Below are 19680 nucleotides of genomic sequence, written 5' to 3' on the forward strand. Positions count from 1 at the left end.
TAAATCGGGCGCAAAGGTAGAAATATTTTCTTGATTGACAAAAGAATGGCAGAAGAAAAGAGAATTATATCCGTATTTTTTGTAATATTGCAATCTTTAATTTATACAGTTTTTGCCATGGACGAGAGATTGGACAAAGTCAAGGTGCAATGCGACTATTTACCGCTTATTAATTTTGCGATACAACAAAACGGTGCATCGGTCATTCATCAGCTTTCTATTGAGAATACGACACCTGCCCCACTGAAGGACATTCAGGTACAAATCACAACAGAGCCGACTTTCGGAAACGCCGTTCCGATAGCTGTGGAACAGATTCCGGCAAACAGTTCGATCTGCCTGTCATCATTCAACCTCACTTTGTCCGCCAACTATTTCACACAGCTGACCGAACGTTTATCCGGCAATCTGAAAATTGAAATTACTTCCGAAGCAGTTTCCGTATTCAGCCAAACCTACCCTATCGACATTCTGGCATACGACCAATGGGGAGGAATCAATGTATTGCCCGAAATGCTGGCCGCTTTCATCACCCCCAATCATACAGCCATTCTGCCGATCATCAAGAGAGCCGCTTCCATCCTGGGGCAATGGACTGATAATCCGTCCCTCGACGAATATCAAAGCCGTACTCCGGACCGGGTAAGGAAACAGATGGCCGCCATCTACACGGCTATCACGGAACAACAGATTATATACAGCACCATCCCCGCCAGCTTCGAGGAATATGGCCAGCGTGTCCGGCTAGCCAACTCCGTGATGGCACAGAAACTGGGAACCTGTCTGGATATGGCCTTACTCTATGCTTCCTGCCTGGAGGCAATCGGACTGAATGCACTCATTATCATCACTCAAGGGCATGCTTTTGCGGGAGCCTGGCTAGTGCCGGAAACTTTCCCTGACCCTACCATTGACGATGTCTCTCTGTTGACCAAACGGACTGCCGAAGGGATCTACGACATAACGTTAGTCGAAACGACCTGCATGAACATGGGACATTCGTCCGATTTCGACGATGCAGTGAAGCAAGCGAACGGAAAGCTGACGGATGGAAATAACTTCATTCTTGCCATAGATGTGAAAAGAGCGAGACATTCGGGCATCCGCCCCATCCCCCAACGCATTCTGCACGGGCAGGTATGGGAAGTAGAAGAAAAGGAGACCGACATTCCCAAAAGTGCCGTTCATGCCACTCCGCAAAGTATCAATCCGTATGATTTGTCAGGCAATGAAACCCAGACCGTAATTACCAAACAACTGTTATGGGAAAGACGGTTGCTGGATTTAAGTCTGCGCAACAATCTGCTGAATATCCGGATCACCAAAAACACACTCCAACTCATTCCGGCTAATCTATCCTGCTTGGAAGATGCATTGGCCGACGGAGAAGAATTTCGCATCCTTCACCGTCCTGCCGATTGGGAGAGTCCGGCAATGGACTTCGGGATTTATTCCTCCATACCGGAATCTGATCCTGTAGTTGGTTTCGTCAACTCTGAACTTTCACAGAAAAGACTACGTTTCTATCTATCCGAAAACGATTTAGGCAAAGCACTGACCCATCTATACCGGTCTTCGCGTACCTCTATTGAAGAGAATGGAGCCAACACGCTCTATCTGGCTCTCGGACTTTTAAAATGGTACGAGACCCCCTCCAGCGAACGCCCCCGCTACGCTCCCATCCTGCTGTTGCCGGTTGAAATCATCCGTAAATCGGCAGCCAAAGGTTATGTTATCCGTTCTCGGGAGGAAGAAACGATGATGAACATCACCTTATTGGAAATGCTCCGCCAAAATTTCGGAATCGCCCTATCAGGGTTAGACCCGCTGCCTACCGACGGAAGTGGTGTAAATGTCAAACTGATTTATTCCATCATTCGCAACAGCATCAAGAACCAGCGCAAATGGGACGTGGAAGAGCAAGCGATTCTGGGTATTTTCTCTTTCAACAAATTCATCATGTGGAACGACATCCACAACAACGCCAACAAACTGGTTCAGAACAAGATTGTGTCCAGCCTCATCAACGGAAAGATAGAATGGGAAGCCGCCACAGAGGAAATAGATGCAACGGATATGGATAAGCAACTGTCGCCCACAGACATTGTATTACCCATCATCGCCGATTCCTCACAACTGGAAGCCATCTACGAAGCCGTACATGACAAGACTTTCATCCTGCACGGCCCTCCGGGAACAGGAAAATCGCAAACGATTACCAATATCATTGCCAATGCGCTTTACAAAGGAAAACGCGTCTTATTTGTTGCGGAAAAGATGGCTGCCCTCTCCGTTGTACAAAACAGACTGGCGGCTATCGGCCTGGCTCCGTTCTGCTTGGAGATTCATTCCAACAAGACAAAGAAATCCGCCGTTATCTCGCAACTGAAAGAAACTACGGAAATTATCAGGCAGACACCTCCCGAAGAATTCAGAAAGGAAGCGGAACGCCTGCTGAATTTACGGGCGGAATTGAATCAATATATCGAAGCCCTACATAAAGAATACCCGTTCGGAGTTTCATTATACGACGCCATTATTCATTATCAATCCGTGGATGTCGAATCTTGTTTTGATATTCCACAAGTTTATCTGGATACATTAGATAAAGAAACATTTGCCCAATGGGAAGATGCCATCGAGCTGTTAGTCCGGACGGCCAATGCGTGCGGACATCCTTATCAGCATCCATTAACGGGCATCTCGATTACCGAATATTCATCAGCCGTTAAAGAGGAGTCCTCCCAACTGCTCACCGGATTTATCGACCTGTTGACCACCATCCGGCAGAAGCTGGATGTATTCTCCGTACTTCTAAAAGATACGGATATACGCCCTACACGCAAGGATTTCCGGACGATTGTCCACATCATCCGAAAAATACTCGACATTCCGGAACTGACTCCCGGATTGCTGACTCTGCCATTGCTCAACGAAACACTGAATGAATACCGGGAAGTAGTGGTTCACGGACGGAAACGGGATGAACAAAGGAAAGAGATAGAAACCGGATTCACCCAAGAAATCCTGTCCATCAACGCAAAGCAGATGTTAGCCGAATGGAACCGGGTATCCGCCCAGTGGTTCCTTCCCAGATATTTCGGGCTGCGGAAAATCAAAAAAGCAATCAACATATATGCTTTAAAAACGATTGAAACAGAAGACATCAAAGCTCTGCTTCACCGCATTATCAGGTATCAGGAAGAAGCCGAAGCCGTTCAGAAATACACCGGACAACTTCCCTCCCTATTCGGACGACCCGGCAAGAACGAGGATTGGAACACCATTGAACAGATAATCGACGACATGACTTCCCTTCATTCGCATTTGTTGAACTATGCTAAAGACATTGCCAAAGTTTCGCAAATCAAGCAGAATTTGTCCGCACAACTCACAGAAGGAATTCAAACATTCAGAGACATTCATGCCCATTCCTTCAATGAACTGTATCAACTCGCAGATACACTCACAACCACCGAAAAGAAGCTGTCCGGCATGCTGGGTATCTCGACTGAAGAACTTTATACCGATTCAGCCGACTGGATAACGATTGCCTTGTCTAAAGCCCTGACCTGGAAAGAGAACCTCGACAAGCTCAAGGACTGGTATCAGTGGCTACAAGCCTACCAAACCCTGCATAGCCTGGGAATTGGATTTATTGCGACGGAATATAAAGAAAAGAATATTCCTACCGGGCAACTTACAGACAGCTTCCGCAAGAGTTTCTATCAGGCGGCTATCCGGTATATCATCGACAAAGAACCGACTCTGGAATTATTCAACGGTAAGATATTCAATGACATCATTGCTAAATACAAACAAATATCCGCCAAATTCGAAGAAACGACCCAAAGAGAATTGTATGCCCGGTTGGCCTCCAACATTCCGTCTTTCACTCAAGAAGCCATCCAAAGTTCAGAAGTGGGTATCCTCCAAAAGAATATCCGTAACAATGCCCGCGGCATATCCATTCGTAAGCTGTTCGACCAGATTCCCACTTTGTTGTCACGCATGTGCCCGTGTATGCTGATGAGTCCTCTTTCCGTCGCTCAATTCATCGACACGGACGCTGATAAATTTGATTTGATAGTCTTTGATGAAGCTTCACAGATGCCTACTTATGAAGCGGTGGGCGCCATTGCCCGGGGTAAAAACGTCATTATTGTAGGCGACCCGAAACAAATGCCTCCTACGAGTTTCTTCTCGGTCAACACCATTGATGAAGACAACATTGAAATGGAAGATTTGGAGAGTATCCTTGACGACTGTCTCGCCCTCTCTATTCCTTCCAAATATTTATTATGGCACTACCGGAGCAAGCACGAGAGCCTCATCGCTTTCAGCAACTCCGAATATTACGATAACAAACTGATGACTTTCCCCTCGCCGGACAACATCGAATCGAAAGTCAGGATAGTCAACATCAACGGTTACTATGATAAAGGCAAGTCGCGCCAGAACCGGGCGGAAGCTCAAGCAGTGGTGGACGAAATAGCGAGAAGATTGAGAAGCGAGGAATTAAGAAAGAAAAGTATCGGTGTAGTCACTTTCAGCATTGTCCAACAAGCCTTGATAGAAGACTTATTATCCGACCTCTTTATCTTTTACCCCGAACTGGAAACTCTGGCGTTGGAATGCGACGAACCGTTATTTATCAAGAACCTGGAGAATGTGCAGGGAGACGAACGCGATGTCATTCTCTTCTCTGTGGGCTATGGTCCGGATGCAGAAGGGCGCGTCAGCATGAATTTCGGGCCCCTGAACCGGGCAGGCGGTGAAAGAAGATTGAATGTAGCCGTTTCCCGTGCCCGGTATGAGATGATTATCTATTCCACCCTAAGGTCGGATATGATCGACCTGAACCGGACTTCTTCCATCGGAGTAGCCGGACTAAAACGTTTCCTCGAATATGCGGAGAAGGGAACCCGAAACACCATCAACAGCGTGACAAGACAACAGTCGGAAGCAACAGCCTCCATCGAAACGATCATTGCCGACAGACTGCGCTCACTGGGTTACACCGTGCATACAGACATCGGTTGCTCCGGATACAAGATAGATATAGGTATCGTCGACACCGAAAACACCTCTAACTATCAGTTAGGTATTATCTGTGACGGCAAAAACTACAAACGCACCAAGACCGCACGTGACCGGGAAATTGTGCAGAATAATGTATTGAAAGCACTCGGATGGGACATCTACCGGATATGGACAATGGACTGGTGGGAAAAGCCGGACGAAGTAATGGCAACTATCCAAGAGGCTATCGCCCGGAAAAAGAGTTCAAAAGTCGGCTCAATGACAGCAGCCGGAACCGGCTCTGCTCCGACAGAAGTGGCAGAACCTGCACCGGCTGCACAAATAACCAACAATGAACATTCATTCGTGCTCAAGGCATCGCCTGCTACTCCTGAAAAGCAAACAGCTTCCGTTCTTTCTACGCAAAACCGGATAGAGCAAAAGTACAAGTTTGCAAAGATTACCCCATACAGTTATTCACCGGAAGACTTTTTCTTTACGGACAGTTACTCTATCCTCCTCTCCCAAATACGGAAGATTATGGAAAGCGAGGCGCCAATCAGTAAATCCCTGCTCTGTAAGAAAATCCTGTCCGAATGGGGAATCAGCCGCTTGGGAACACGGGTAGAAGCCCAGATAGAAACAGCACTCGACACATTGAATATCTATCGCACAGAATACGAAGGACTTGTTTTCTGCTGGAACGACAAAGAACAATGCGCTTCCTATTCAGTCTATCGCCCGGTTTCCGACCGGGAAGCGACAGACATACCACCTGAAGAGATAGCCAATGCCATCCGGCAACTATTGACCGACTCCATCAGCCTGCCTGCAGCAGATTTGATAAAAGCATGCGCGCAACTGTTCGGCTTTGCCCGTATGGGATCGAACATAGACGCTGCCATGCAAAGAGGTATTCGCGAAGCTGTGAAAAGGAATTACGCCAAGATAGAAAATGAACGGGTAACGATTGCCAATTAGATTAATACCCTTTCTCCAAACATCTCAAACGGTTAATAGAATCGGATACATACGCATTGTCCGGTTCTATTGACCGCCAATAACAAAGTTCTCCAATCAGCCGTTTCAGATAGACAGGATCACTCGAGCCAATCCGGCGCTGATGTTCCGCCAAACCTTTCGTCAGGATAAAATAGACATTCTTCCGGATCTCTCTCTTTCTGGCTTTAGGGATTGTCAGTTTCGCACCGGAAGAGACAGATACTCCTGTAATAATCTTCCTGCCATACTCATTGATAAAACGGGTCTTCTTATGATTCGGTTCGAATTTCTCATCGCGGATAATTTGTTTGATTCGGGGAATGATTTGTTCTTTGGGAAACACATCTCCCGAAAAAGTCAGGTCATCGGCATAACGGGTGTAAGCCAGTCCGTATTCCGCTGCCAGTGCCGCTAATTTCCTATCCATCTCATACCCGACGATATTGCTTAACGACGGACTTGTAGGCGCTCCCTGCGGCAAGTGTCTGTGTAAACAACACAATGTTCCCAATACTTTAGACACATTTTCCGGATAACCGATCTTCTCAAATGTCTTTTTTACCCTCCGGCTCCGTATCGAAAAGAAAAAATCATGAATATCCATTTTCAACACATACCGTTTTCCCAAATGAGGACTGGCATTATCAACCACAGAATGACCGTTCCGGAAACCTACTGCTGCCGGATGAATCAGTGTCACAGATGATAATATTCGAGAATTAATAGTGGTTTGAATAGATTGCAATTCTTTGTCAGGAGCAGAAATCATCCGATAACCTCCCTTTCTTTTTCTCATCCAGAACTCCCGGTAATGTTCGGAAACATCCCGTAATATTTCCTTCAACCGCACCGTTTCCACCCCCAACAGGTTGGCGCACCAGACAACAGCCGATTCATCAAACTTTTGAACATACTGCGCTCTCGGAACAGTTCCCCCCAAAGCATGCCTAAGCCAGGCTCCGTGTTCCCATTTTACCTTAGTAGTCTTTTCTTCCTTACCACTGCTTGTTGCTTTCCATCTTTTATACCCCTCCTGTTTCCTGCTTGAGGAAATCATCTTATAAACCAGGAAAGCGGTAATAACAATGATCGTTATTAAAATTCCGTCCATTTTGTATATGCATATAAAAAAAGAGAAGAGAGGATGAGTTATTTACTAAAATAAATTTAGGTATTTATACCTTAGAATTTATTTTCTAGGAAAATACCTGTGCTTACAAGGCGACTACACCTCTTTGATGCTAAATTCGGTCCTCATCCTCTCTTATACAAAGATAAGTAAAATCTTTCGATAAAACAACCGGAACAAAGAAAACTATCGGTTGAACAACTCAAACGTGAACTTACAGCCTATCCCCCCGAATTTCCAGTTTTCGCTGCTCACAAAAACTCCTACGTCAAAAATATGCGTACCGATGCCATATCCTACTTCCAGATAAGGTTGAAGGTGCGGCATAGAGAGGGCACTGATATAAATACGTTCATTCTGCACATAACGGGTGTACTTCATCAGATGCCTAAGAATGAGAAACGGAGCTTCGTAGGTGAAATGCCCCCGTACATAACGGCGGGAGGAGTTATACCAACGTGAGTCAAGCACCTGAAATACTCCGCCGATTTCATCATTCCAGCCTACGGGAAGATTATGGCGGGAAAAATTGGCAAAGTCCACAAAATACAACTCATCCTGATTGGTGAATGCTCCGAATCCGAAACGATAATAAATGTTACGCATCAATCCCATCCGGATTTGATGTTGAAGGTCAAACTCTATTCTTTCATATTCGCCCGTACTCTTGAACACTCCTTTAATACCCCGTTCATAATCAACCGAGAAAGTCGGATATAAAGAATGAAGGTTAATCTTTCGTTTTCCGTTCATATAATAATAGAGTCCCGGAGTCCACTCTATCCGGATGCGGGGAGCGAAACTGATATAAGTGTTCTTGAATTTATCCATAAATTCCGGAGGCGGCATCGGATAGTCACCGGTGATTACAAAACGTGAAGGCTCTACCGCTGTTCTTTTATGGGCGGAGAACCCCAGACCGATATCCAGTCCGTTGACTACTTCAACGGTATGTCGGAAATTGAAATACAAGTCCTTGAAATAATCGAGATGAATTAAATCGAAATTAAAGATACTGTCCGGCATAGCTTTCAGTTCGTCCAACACTTTACTACTATAAATACGGTTACCGTTACCCACATTCAACCGGAAGAATCCCCGTTTCTGCGGCCAGTATTCAAAGTCGGCATTCAGTGACCAGTAGAATTCCTTACGCGTAAAGTTATATCCGAGCTTAGGCACAATGCGAAGTAATTTATCCCCTCTGAAAAGACGGTTATAACGGAAGTCCTGTCGATAGGACAAACCGTTGCTTCCACTATAACTGAATAAGAGCGGATTGATAAACGGAGAGAACCGTACGCTTCCGATATTGGACAAATTGAATTTATAATCTTCTACCATCAAATCACCCATCGTTCCCCAAAAGGCCTGACTCTTGGATTGCTTTTGTACCGTAGTCGTGTCACGTCTAAGGGTATAGTCATGGTATAGTTTTTTCTCACTTTCATCCAAAGGGATCGGCCGCATGATAGCAAAAGTAGAAGCATCCGTCTTATATGCATTCGTATCACACTGTAAAGAGAAAGATTCCGAAAGATTATATTTTCTTTTCTCTTTCTTGCGTACTTTTTTTTCTTTCAGTTCGATGGATTTATAGTCTAAAGAAGCGGTATAATTACCATCCACCTTATTTCCGAGAAATTTAAAAAGAGCTTCTACGTCATAGCGCACCGGCAGGAATTCATTTTTCTTACCTACATCCCCCATCTTAATCCAACAGGTAAATGTTATCAGTTCCGATCTTCCCGAAAAACGAATTTCACGAACACTCCAAACGTTACTACTGACCACCATATATCCACCCACCAACTGGTCACTCTTGGTACGGGGAATAAAACGTATCCGATAATCCAGATTGTTAGGATCTCCCATCACGCTGTCTATCCGGTATTTATAATATTTCTGTCCGTTTTTAGCCAGTGGTGATAATAAGCGTTCATCATTCAACAGAGACGAAGAGTAGATATTTACATTAAAGTATTCAAGCAAACCCGGCAATCCCCTGTTTCCTCTCACAGTTCCCTGCGAGGCCTTTACTTTCTGATCGTAAATATTGGGAGCCGTATAATGAAGGTCACTGTATGTTTCAAGCAGATATTCGCGAACACCCTTTTGCAAACGAAACATAGAAGGTACATAACGGAGAATAAAATTCTTCTTCTGAATGTCCATCTTACCTTTTATATATAAGTTCGCACGATAATCGCTTACGATTGTTTCATACAAAGGTGCAAAAGTCATCACACGTTCTATAATGGAGTCAGCAGAGATTTCCTGGTGGGTATAAGGATTCATTATATAATTATTGGCTGCCCCCTTTGGAATAAAAGAGAACAGACACAATATGCATCCTATCAATATTTTATCTCTCAATCGTCGTATCTCCTTCATTAACGTAGGCAAATATAAAAAAGAATATCGAAAAGCAAGGAAAGTTAGACACTAAAAAGAGTTATCAGAAGAAAACCTTCACATTATTCAAAATAATATGGAGATGAGCTAAATCTTTGGCGCGGTTGTCTCGAAATAAATGCAGGAAGCTCTGTATATTCTGCTATTCGCTTCATATATAAAAAACGAAAATCCTCTTTCAACCTATCACCACCTTTCTGAAACTCTTTATTCATCGTGCTTGCAGAATGGTGATAGGTTGTTTCTAACCTGTCACCACATCTGTCACCTATCACCTTGGTAATACTGTATATTTATGCTTTTCTTGTCTCTATCCGCGTCACTTTATAAACTTCCTGCATTTTGTAAAAAAGGAAACCTATGATGATATAAAGTGTTTCAAGCCTTTGAAACTAGAGTTTCAGCTAGGAGAAACTCTAGTTTCATCGGTAAGAAACCAATGGTTTCAAGTAATTGGAACTAGAGTTTCAAGCGTATGAAACTCCAGTTTCAAGGCTTGAAACTGGAGTAATCCCTTGTGGAAACATTTGTTTCCACAAGGCTTCTGTTTTTATGCAGGCTTTATTTAATGTTGGGCGGTGATAGGTGATAGATGCGGTGACAGGTTAGAAACAACTTATCACCATTCTGCAAGCACGATGAATAAAGAGTTTCAGAAAGGTGGTGATAGGTTGAAAGAGAAATTAATAAAACCAGTATGGAAGAAGTTATAATATGAAGAGGATTTCAACAATAATGGAAAAAATACAGAGTTCCAATATCTGTAAATATAAGAGATCCCTGAAAACATATTAATGACTAAATCAACCCTTCTATCTTTTTATTTATCACTTTATTCTTGACAAAGAAGAAAATTGTCGTATCTTTGTAATGCATTTCATACCAGAAGGCGGGGAAACCTGCCAATTTTCGTGGCAGGCATTTTTATGCCTGTCCATGTTCATTCTATATGGCGGTTCCGTACCCCCGTGTAGAATGTTAATGCATCTACTGCCTTCTGGTGAAATGCAACGGGAAAGGCGGAACCGCTCTTATTTCATAGAAAATCTTCGCCTACCACATTACTCATAATTATATTATGGAAACAAAACAAGTTACCGTTCAACCAGCGGTGGGAGGCATGATAAAGGCTTCCAAAGATTCATTCGTTATTCCTAAAGAAGAATTAAAGGATTTCTACCTTAAATTCGCCTTCCTCCTGAACCCGGATTCCTGCTCCATAAACCGCACCGAATTCGAACTATTAAACATTCTGCTGAAAGACTTGAAAAAAATCCTGGCAGCATTGACTCACCTCAACACCCATCCTTGGGATGAAGGCATTGCAGAAATCCAAATTTCATGCGGTGCTTACTCCATACAAGATAACTTGAGCAAAGAAAAACGTATACATATGAACACCTCTACGGGTAAACACCTACAATTTCTTACTCAAATGGCCGTGAGCAGCCCAGTGTTCAAACTGTTATTCAAGAACTATCACAACCATTATATCCAAGTGGAAAGTTTGGTTAAACAGATGGCTAAAGAAATCGACCAACAGCAACGATCAGAATAGAAGTTGGAGAATCAGCAGAGGGGGCACTTTTAGAAAAACATATTATTTTTCAAAATACCCCCTCAAAAATAGGGGTACTTTCAGAAAAAACATATAATTTTGCGCCATCAACCGATAAAAAATAGACCATTTATGTCAAAAATGCGTTTTTTTGCTTTACAAGAGCTTTCCAACCGGAAACCTCTGGAAGTTATTGCCCCTTCCAACAAACTCTCTGATTATTATGGTAGCCACGTGTTCGACCGCAAGAAGATGCAAGAGTATCTTCCTAAAGAAGCTTACAAAGCTGTAACCGATGCTATCGAAAAAGGTACGCCTATCAGCCGTGAAATAGCAGATTTAATTGCTAACGGTATGAAAAGTTGGGCTAAGTCACTCAACGTCACTCACTACACACACTGGTTCCAACCTCTGACAGACGGAACAGCCGAGAAGCACGACGGCTTTATCGAATTTGGCGAAGATGGCGGAGTGATCGAACGCTTCTCCGGAAAACTACTGATCCAACAAGAACCGGATGCCTCTTCTTTCCCTAACGGCGGTATCCGCAACACTTTCGAAGCGCGAGGATATACGGCCTGGGATGTTTCTTCACCAGCATTCGTAGTAGATACCACTCTTTGTATCCCCACTATCTTCATTTCTTATACAGGTGAAGCGCTGGATTACAAAACTCCATTATTGAAAGCACTTGCCGCCGTAGACAAAGCAGCAACGGAAGTCTGCCAGCTATTCGACAAGAACATCACACGCGTATATACCAATTTAGGATGGGAACAGGAATATTTCCTTGTAGACTCTTCCTTATATAATGCACGCCCCGACCTCTGTCTGACAGGACGGACACTGATGGGACATTCTTCTGCCAAAGACCAACAGTTGGAAGACCATTATTTCGGTTCTATCCCTCCACGTGTCACTGCATTTATGAAAGAACTCGAAATCGAGTGTCACAAACTGGGTATTCCCGCCAAAACCCGTCATAACGAAGTAGCCCCCAACCAATTTGAGTTGGCCCCTATCTTCGAAAACTGCAATCTTGCCAACGACCACAACCAGCTCGTCATGGATTTGATGAAGCGTATCGCCAGAAAACATCATTTTAATGTACTCCTGCACGAAAAACCATATAGCGGAGTAAACGGTTCGGGCAAGCACAACAACTGGTCGCTCTGCACAGACACCGGCATCAATCTGTTCGCTCCCGGAAAGAACCCGAAAGGAAATATGCTATTCCTCACTTTTCTGGTGAACGCCTTAATGATGGTTTATAAAAACCAAGATTTATTGCGTGCCTCCATCATGAGCGCCAGCAACAGCTACCGTTTGGGAGCCAATGAAGCTCCCCCCGCCATTCTCTCTTGCTTCCTGGGGTCACAACTCTCGTCCACTCTTGACGAAATTGTCCGCCAAGTAGGAAACGAAAAAATGACGCCGGAAGAAAAAACCACGCTGAAGTTAGGCATCGGACGTATCCCCGAAATTTTACTGGATACCACCGACCGCAACCGTACTTCTCCTTTCGCATTCACCGGAAACCGATTCGAATTCCGTGCCGCAGGTTCTTCTTCCAACTGTGCCGCCTCCATGATTGTAATCAATGCGGCCATGGCAAACCAGCTGAACGAATTCCGCGCATCGGTAGAAAAACTGATGGAAGAAGGAGTAGGCAAAGATGAAGCCATCTTCCGCCTGCTGAAAGAAACAATTATCGCCTCCGAACCGATTCGTTTCGAAGGGGACGGCTATTCCGAAGAATGGAAACAAGAAGCCGCACGCCGCGGACTGACGAATATCTGCCATGTTCCGGAAGCCCTGATGCATTATGTAGATAATCAATCGAAAGCAGTACTCATCGGTGAACGTATTTTCAACGAAACCGAATTGAACAGCCGCTTGGAAGTGGAATTGGAGAAATACACCATGAAGGTGCAGATCGAAGGCCGTGTATTAGGCGACCTCGCCATCAACCATATCGTACCTACTGCCGTTGCCTATCAGAACCGTTTGCTCGAAAATCTTCGGGGACTGAAAGAAATATTCCCGGCTGAAGAATACGAAGTATTGAGTGCCGACCGTAAAGAATTAATTCGTGAGATTTCACACCGGGTCACTTCTATCAAAGTACTCGTGCGCGATATGACCGAAGCAAGAAAAGTAGCCAACCACATGGAAAACTACAAAGAAAGGGCATTTGCATACGAAGAAAAAGTACGCCCGTATCTTGACCAAATCCGCGACCACATCGACCACCTGGAGATGGAAGTAGACGACGAAATATGGCCGTTGCCTAAATACAGGGAACTACTATTTACTAAATAAAACGTCCACAAGATTGCACGAAAGCTCCCACTTTTGTGCAATCTTTTTATAGATTCGTTCATTTTCTCATTTTTTCTTTTTACTTTTGTGCTGTATAACACAGTTTTGTAGCACTCATGGTAAAAATGAATATGTCAGACATCGATATTTCGGAACCGTTATCCGATATGTTAGCTCCTCTAAACAATGAGCAAAAGGAGTTTCTGATGAACAATTATACGATACAAACCTACAAAAAGAATGAAACCATCTACTGTGAAGGAGAGACACCGTCTCATCTGATGTGTCTCATCAGTGGTAAAGTGAAAATCTTCAAAGATGGTGTAGGGGGTAGAAGTCAGATTATCCGCATGATTAAACCACGCGAATACTTTGCATATCGTGCTTATTTTGCCAAACAAGATTTTGTAACCGCAGCAGCAGCTTTCGAACCCTCTGTTATTTGCCTGATTCCTATGAGTGCCATCACTACTCTGATTGCCCAAAATAATGATTTGGCCATGTTCTTCATCCGCCAACTCTCCATTGACTTGGGTATCTCCGACGAACGTACCGTTAATCTGACACAAAAGCATATTCGCGGACGCTTGGCCGAATCACTCATTTTCTTGAAAGAAAGCTATGGTCTTGAAGAAGACGGTTCCACTTTGAGCATTTATCTTTCACGTGAAGATCTGGCAAATCTTTCCAATATGACTACTTCGAACGCTATCCGTACCTTGTCGCAATTCGCTACGGAAAGACTAATTACTATCGACGGAAGAAAGATTAAAATTATCGAAGAAGAAAAGCTGAAGAAAATAAGTAAGATTGGGTAAGAGAGTTTCTGCACCAATCGCTCCACCCTAAATAGTGAACATACATATAGAAAATATAATTGCAGACATAAAACGTGGTAACAAACAGGCTTTCAAAAAGCTATTTGATGACTACTATCCTATTCTTTGTGTTTTTTCATCCCACTATATCGATGACAAAGAGGTTTGCAAAGACATCGTACAAGATGCATTGTTGGTTTATTGGGAGCGAAAAGAAGATTTTGATGACATTCTGAAAGTTAAGAGCTTCCTCTATACCGTCACCCGAAATAAATGCCTGAATCATCTCAAACATGAACAATTGGATATTCCAGATTTTCCGGAACAAGAAAAGTTTGACAGCGGTTTTGAAGCTGCAATTATCGAACAAGAAACTTTCCGCATAGTTCGCAAAGCGGTAGAAGAATTGCCTACCCAAATGCGAAATATCATCTTATATTCCATGAAAGGGTTAAAAAACCATGAGATTGCTGACAAATTGCAAATTTCAGAGGGTACTGTCCATACGTTAAAGAAATTCGCCTATCGCAAACTTCGCGAAAGCCTCAAAGGCATAAACTACGCCTTATTACTATTTTTATGCAAATAAAGTAACTTTTTGATTACCCCGTTTTTTCGATTGGATTGTTTTATATACAAACAAATCCTAAAAACGATGAATTCATTCAAAGAAAACTTTAGAATTGCAAAATTCCTTGCTTCCCTATTCACTCATTCGGCTATCCCGGAGGAAGAAAAAGCCTACCGTGAATGGATTAATGAAAATCCGGAGCATCAAAAGCTAGCCAAACGAATATTGAATGAGGAAACGTATGAAAAAAACACTCAGTTAATCAAAAGTTTCTCTTCACAAAAAGCATGGGACAGAATCTACCCGCGATTGGGAGGAGAAAAAGCATCCGGTTTTCTTTCATGGAGAAAGAGCCTGAAATATGCAGCTCTTATTTTGCTTCTGATAATACCGGCTTCCTACCTTATATATAATTGGGTAGCCGGAGAACCAATCGGCGAAATCACTCCAGGAACCCATGGCGGAGAACTGACTTTAAGTAATGGCAACACCTTCAATCTTTTCGATAATGCCCTCCCGGAAGGTGCAGCTGAAATATTCATCATTGATTCTAAAGGGATCAATTATCAAACTCCTGCCAACAAGCCCAAAGTGAAAGAGATCAAGAATACGCTCCGTACACTGCATGGTATGGAATGTCACATTGTCCTTTCGGATGGAACAAAAGTACATCTGAATGCAGAATCTCAACTGACTTATCCGATTTGTTTCAACAATAAGGAACGTATCGTACAAGTTGAAGGTGAAGCCTATTTTGATGTTGCTCCGGACAAAGCACATCCATTCATCGTGCAAACACCGCATACTTCAATCCGGGTGACAGGAACCTCTTTCAATGTAAGGGCCTACGCAGATGAAGGAGTGGAAAGTACAACATTAGTGAGTGGGGCCGTAAAGATAAACAATGAAAATGAAGACTATGAATTGCTTCCAAACCAACACTTCCTTTATGACAAAAATAGCCAGAAAGGTATCGTCTCCAATGTAAATGCTGAATTATATACTTCCTGGGAGTCTGGATCATTCATCTTTATAAACATTCCTCTTGAAAATGTCATGTCATATCTATCCAAATGGTACGGATTCAAATACACTTTTGAAGACGACGCAGCCAAGCAGGTAAAAATCGGAGCTTATCTCAACCGCTATGCAAACATGAACCCTATTATCGACATGATAATGGAACTGAATATGGTAGACATCAAACAAAGGGAAGGGGTACTGCACATTGCTTATAAACAATAACTATTAATACATATTATAACTAACGCATTATGAAAAAACGAGCACAGTCCTTATCAAAGGGAGTATCTTGTGTAAGCAGACATTTCATTAAATCCTGTCTTTTATGCATATTCTCCCTTTCTTCACTTATGATTCAAGCACAAGACAATCAGCGAATCTCCGTTGATTTGAGAGGCGAAAGCCTGGAATCCACGCTTTGGTATTTGCAAAACCGCACAAAGTTCATCTTTATGTATGCAACAGAAGATATCGCTAACATAACCGATATCAGCGTAAGGGCAAAAAACAAAACGATCACCGAGATTCTGGATGAATGCTTGGAGGGCACCAACCTGACTTACGAAGTGTCAGGCAATGCCATCGTTATCAAGAAAAGAAAAACGAACAAAATCACTATCAGCGGATGGATACGTGACGCTAGTGGTGAAGCCCTTCCCGGGGCCACGGTTACCGTACGGGGTTCAAAGCACGGAGCCATCGCCGGGCTGGACGGAAACTACACTTTTAACATTCCGGCACAGGAAGGACTGATATTGACTTACTCATTCATTGGAATGGAGAAAAAAACCGTAAGATATACAGGAAAGAAAACGATTAATGTCACTTTAAACAGTTCCAGCACGGAAATCGACGAAGTAGTTGTGACCGGTTACCAGAATATTCAGCGCCGTGACTTGGTAGGTTCCATTACTACAGTAAAAGCAAAAGATATTATAATGCCTTCGTATACCACTATCGACCAAATGCTGCAAGGACGTGTAGCAGGTATGATTGTCACTAATACAAGTAGCCGTGTAGGTACTGCCCCGAAAATTCAAATCCGCGGTACAAGTACCTTACTGGGTAATCAAGATCCACTTTGGGTAGTTGACGGCATTATTCAGGAAGACCCACTGGAGCTGAATGCATCTTCTTTAATGACAGAGGACTTAAAAAACATCATCGGTAATCAGATTTCCTGGTTGAATCCTGCTGATATCGAAAGCATCAGTATTCTGAAAGATGCTTCCGCAACCGCTATCTACGGTTCGAAAGCATCTAATGGTGTTATTGAAATCACAACCAAAAAGAATACGACTGACCGCCTAAGCGTCAATTACACATCTAATTTTGTAATAGGTACGCGTCCTAACTACGGACAGTTCAACTACATGAACTCCAAAGAAAGAGTACAGTTTTCACAAGAAGCTTTTAACTGGGGAACTCCTTATGGCGCAGAACCAATCAAACAAATATATACTTATGAAGGATTATTGAATATGTATCTGTCGCATGATATATCTTCTGAAGATTTTTTGGCACAACGCAATGTTTTGGAAACACAAAACACGGATTGGTTCAAACTGCTAACCCGCCGCTCTTTCAGTCATAACCATAATATAAGTGTTTCCGGTGGAACAAATAAATACAGTTATGCAGCTTCTATGGGATATTCCAATAGTGAAGGACAGGAAATTGGAAACGACAGTGAACGTATGACCGGACGCGTTGCCATCACTATACGCCCGGTACAAAAACTGACAATTAATGCAACGATTAACGGTAGCGTAACGACGAATAATGGCTTTACCGGGGGAGTCAACCCTATGGGGTATGCTACTACTACCAATCGCTCAATAGATCCCGATGCCTACTATCAAAAGAACGCCACATATACATACAATAGCGGAGTAAAATCATTATCATACAATTTCGTAAATGAACGGAACAATAGTGGGTCAAAATCCAAATCAAGCTTTATGTCAGCTTCATTGGACTTGAAATGGAATATTCTGGACTGGTTGACTTACCAATTCACCGGAGGATATTCTGATAATAACAGTACGAACGAAGCCTGGGAAACCGAACAAACGTTCTATATTGCTGAAACATATCGCGGCTATGATTTCAACTCTGTCTCACCAAACAGTAAAGAGTTTGGAGCAGCCTTACTCCCATTTGGAGGTGAATTATTCACAAACAACGCACAGCAGTACTCTTACAACATTCAGAATAAACTGCAATTCAGTAAAGCCTTCAATAACGAGAACCGAATTAATGCCTTAGTAGGTATGGAATTACGTTCTTCCACCAATAAAGGTGTCAGCAATACTGTATGGGGATATGCCCCGGATAGAGGAGAAGTAATAACATTGCCAACCACTCCACAAGCTTTTACACCTATTACAGGTTCTAAAGACGAAGGATGGGGGCTTTTAAAAAGGATATATGACGGTGGATGGAGAAAAGTCAATACTACAGACAATTACCTTTCCGTATTCGCCACATTGGCATATTCACTCAAAAACCGATATGTCGTTAATGCAAACATACGTAATGATGCCTCCAACCGTTTCGGTCAGGATGCTAATCACCGTATTGATCCTACCTATTCATTCGGTTTCTCCTGGAGAGCTTCAGAAGAGGACTTCATGAAGAAATATGTAAAATGGATAACAACCTTAAATTTCCGCGGCACCTATGGTATTCAAGGAAATGCAGTAACGCGGATTAGTCCGGATTTGATTTTAAATCAAGGGAAAGTAGCTAATCTATACAACAGATATCAGTCTACCATCTCCCAAATCCCAAATCCGAATCTATCATGGGAACGTACCAAATCATGGAATTTCGGTGTAGACCTGGAGTTATTCAGTATGTTTTATATGAATCTGGAATATTATACACGACGTTCCAATGCGATTGTTGAGTTGGAATTACCTTATGAATATGGAATAACATCCATGAAACGCAACGGTGGTATTATCCACAACAGAGGTATCGAATATACATTAACTTTCACCCCGATACAAAAACGAGACTACGCATTAAGTGTCAGCCTGAATGCTTCCAAGAACTGGAATGAAGGAGGACATACAGACATTGATGTCAATGCAGCTTCTTTTTTAAGCGGGCGTTCAGATATTGTACTAAAAGAAGGATATCCGCTCAGCAGTTTCTGGTCATACTCTTTTGCCGGATTAGACGGGAAAACCGGTGAAGCTTTATTCAATCTTTTGGATATTCCGGAAGAAGAACGTAGCAGACAAATCGATCCGACTACTTATCTGGTATATTCTGGTCAGAAAGAGCCTTATTTCACCGGTGGATTGAGCTTAAGTTTCCGCTATAAATCATTGACTTTAAACACAAGTTTTTCACTTCTACTTGGTAACAAGAAACGTCTGCCATCGCCATATGAACAGTTCGCAAGTTCGTATTATATGCCAGATCCGTATACAAATATAAACCGTGATTTACTGAACCGTTGGAAAGAACCGGGAGACGAAGCACATACAATTATTCCTTCTTTACCCAGAGCAGGTATGGCCTATGTGGAATTGCCCAATAATGAGAATGTTTATAGAATTCCATTATGGGAACAATCTGATGCTATGGTGGTCAGCGGCTCTTTCTTACGCTGTCGCAACATCGGTTTATCCTGGCAAATGAAACGCGAGTGGTGCGAAAAGATATATATGAAAAATCTATCACTCAACTTTAACATGGATAACATCTTCGTTATCGCCAGCAAACGTTTCAACGGTTTCGACCCGGAAGTTAGTAACAGTGTACTTCCACGGAATTATTCATTAGGTATTAACATTGGTTTCTAAAA

The 19680-nt window shown here is 42.9% G+C and carries 9 protein-coding genes; 7 read left to right on the forward strand and 2 right to left on the reverse strand.

Annotated elements, in window-relative coordinates:
• The first annotated feature begins 45 nt into the window (after positions 1 to 45).
• Positions 46 to 6003: a DUF3320 domain-containing protein gene (locus AAHJ11_RS05380; RefSeq protein ID WP_320978686.1), complete on the forward strand. Its 5958-nt coding sequence runs from the start codon at positions 46 to 48 to the stop codon at positions 6001 to 6003.
• 1 nt (position 6004) lies between these two features.
• Here the strand turns inward: AAHJ11_RS05380 and AAHJ11_RS05385 are convergent, their stop codons facing one another.
• Together AAHJ11_RS05385 and AAHJ11_RS05390 are read right to left on the reverse strand one after the other, a co-directional pair.
• Positions 6005 to 7135, reverse strand: a complete 1131-nt coding sequence (locus AAHJ11_RS05385; protein WP_148364378.1) for a retron St85 family RNA-directed DNA polymerase — start codon at positions 7133 to 7135, stop codon at positions 6005 to 6007.
• Between the two features lie 204 nt (positions 7136 to 7339).
• Positions 7340 to 9547, reverse strand: a complete 2208-nt coding sequence (locus AAHJ11_RS05390) for a DUF5686 family protein (protein WP_167511727.1) — start codon at positions 9545 to 9547, stop codon at positions 7340 to 7342.
• Between the two features lie 1099 nt (positions 9548 to 10646).
• Here AAHJ11_RS05390 and AAHJ11_RS05395 point away from each other — a divergent pair.
• The 6 genes from AAHJ11_RS05395 to AAHJ11_RS05420 all read left to right on the forward strand — a co-directional run bounded on the left by AAHJ11_RS05395 (position 10647) and on the right by AAHJ11_RS05420 (position 19678).
• Positions 10647 to 11126: a hypothetical protein gene (locus AAHJ11_RS05395; RefSeq protein WP_217721590.1), complete on the forward strand. Its 480-nt coding sequence runs from the start codon at positions 10647 to 10649 to the stop codon at positions 11124 to 11126.
• Positions 11127 to 11258: 132 nt separating this feature from the next.
• A complete protein-coding gene (locus tag AAHJ11_RS05400) occupies positions 11259 to 13448 on the forward strand; it encodes a glutamine synthetase III (protein ID WP_148364366.1) in 2190 nt (729 codons plus the stop codon).
• A 116-nt stretch (positions 13449 to 13564) separates the two neighbouring features.
• Entirely contained in the window at positions 13565 to 14266 is a 702-nt protein-coding gene (locus AAHJ11_RS05405) for a Crp/Fnr family transcriptional regulator (RefSeq protein WP_148364365.1), read from the forward strand.
• Between the two features lie 34 nt (positions 14267 to 14300).
• Positions 14301 to 14855, forward strand: coding sequence for an RNA polymerase sigma-70 factor (locus AAHJ11_RS05410; RefSeq protein WP_148364364.1), 555 nt, complete (start codon positions 14301 to 14303; stop codon positions 14853 to 14855).
• Between the two features lie 66 nt (positions 14856 to 14921).
• Positions 14922 to 16082, forward strand: a complete 1161-nt coding sequence (locus AAHJ11_RS05415; protein WP_195648444.1) for a FecR family protein — start codon at positions 14922 to 14924, stop codon at positions 16080 to 16082.
• A gap of 29 nt (positions 16083 to 16111) precedes the next feature.
• Positions 16112 to 19678, forward strand: coding sequence for a SusC/RagA family TonB-linked outer membrane protein (locus tag AAHJ11_RS05420; RefSeq protein ID WP_413579152.1), 3567 nt, complete (start codon positions 16112 to 16114; stop codon positions 19676 to 19678).
• Positions 19679 to 19680: the final 2 nt, after the last annotated feature.

It is taken from the genome of Bacteroides sp. 90-K9/2 (assembly GCF_047310725.1).
In the GTDB taxonomy this organism is placed as follows: domain Bacteria; phylum Bacteroidota; class Bacteroidia; order Bacteroidales; family Bacteroidaceae; genus Bacteroides; species Bacteroides vicugnae.

Excerpts from the sequence above, each read along its gene's own strand:
- AAHJ11_RS05390 (WP_167511727.1), bottom strand. The coding sequence starts at position 9,547 with ATGAAGGAGATACGACGATTGAGAGATAAAATATTGATAGGATGCATA.
- AAHJ11_RS05420 (WP_413579152.1), top strand. The coding sequence starts at position 16,112 with ATGAAAAAACGAGCACAGTCCTTATCAAAGGGAGTATCTTGTGTAAGC.
- AAHJ11_RS05415 (WP_195648444.1), top strand. The coding sequence starts at position 14,922 with ATGAATTCATTCAAAGAAAACTTTAGAATTGCAAAATTCCTTGCTTCC.
- AAHJ11_RS05400 (WP_148364366.1), top strand. The coding sequence starts at position 11,259 with ATGTCAAAAATGCGTTTTTTTGCTTTACAAGAGCTTTCCAACCGGAAA.
- AAHJ11_RS05380 (WP_320978686.1), top strand. The coding sequence starts at position 46 with ATGGCAGAAGAAAAGAGAATTATATCCGTATTTTTTGTAATATTGCAA.
- AAHJ11_RS05405 (WP_148364365.1), top strand. The coding sequence starts at position 13,565 with ATGGTAAAAATGAATATGTCAGACATCGATATTTCGGAACCGTTATCC.
- AAHJ11_RS05385 (WP_148364378.1), bottom strand. The coding sequence starts at position 7,135 with ATGGACGGAATTTTAATAACGATCATTGTTATTACCGCTTTCCTGGTT.
- AAHJ11_RS05395 (WP_217721590.1), top strand. The coding sequence starts at position 10,647 with ATGGAAACAAAACAAGTTACCGTTCAACCAGCGGTGGGAGGCATGATA.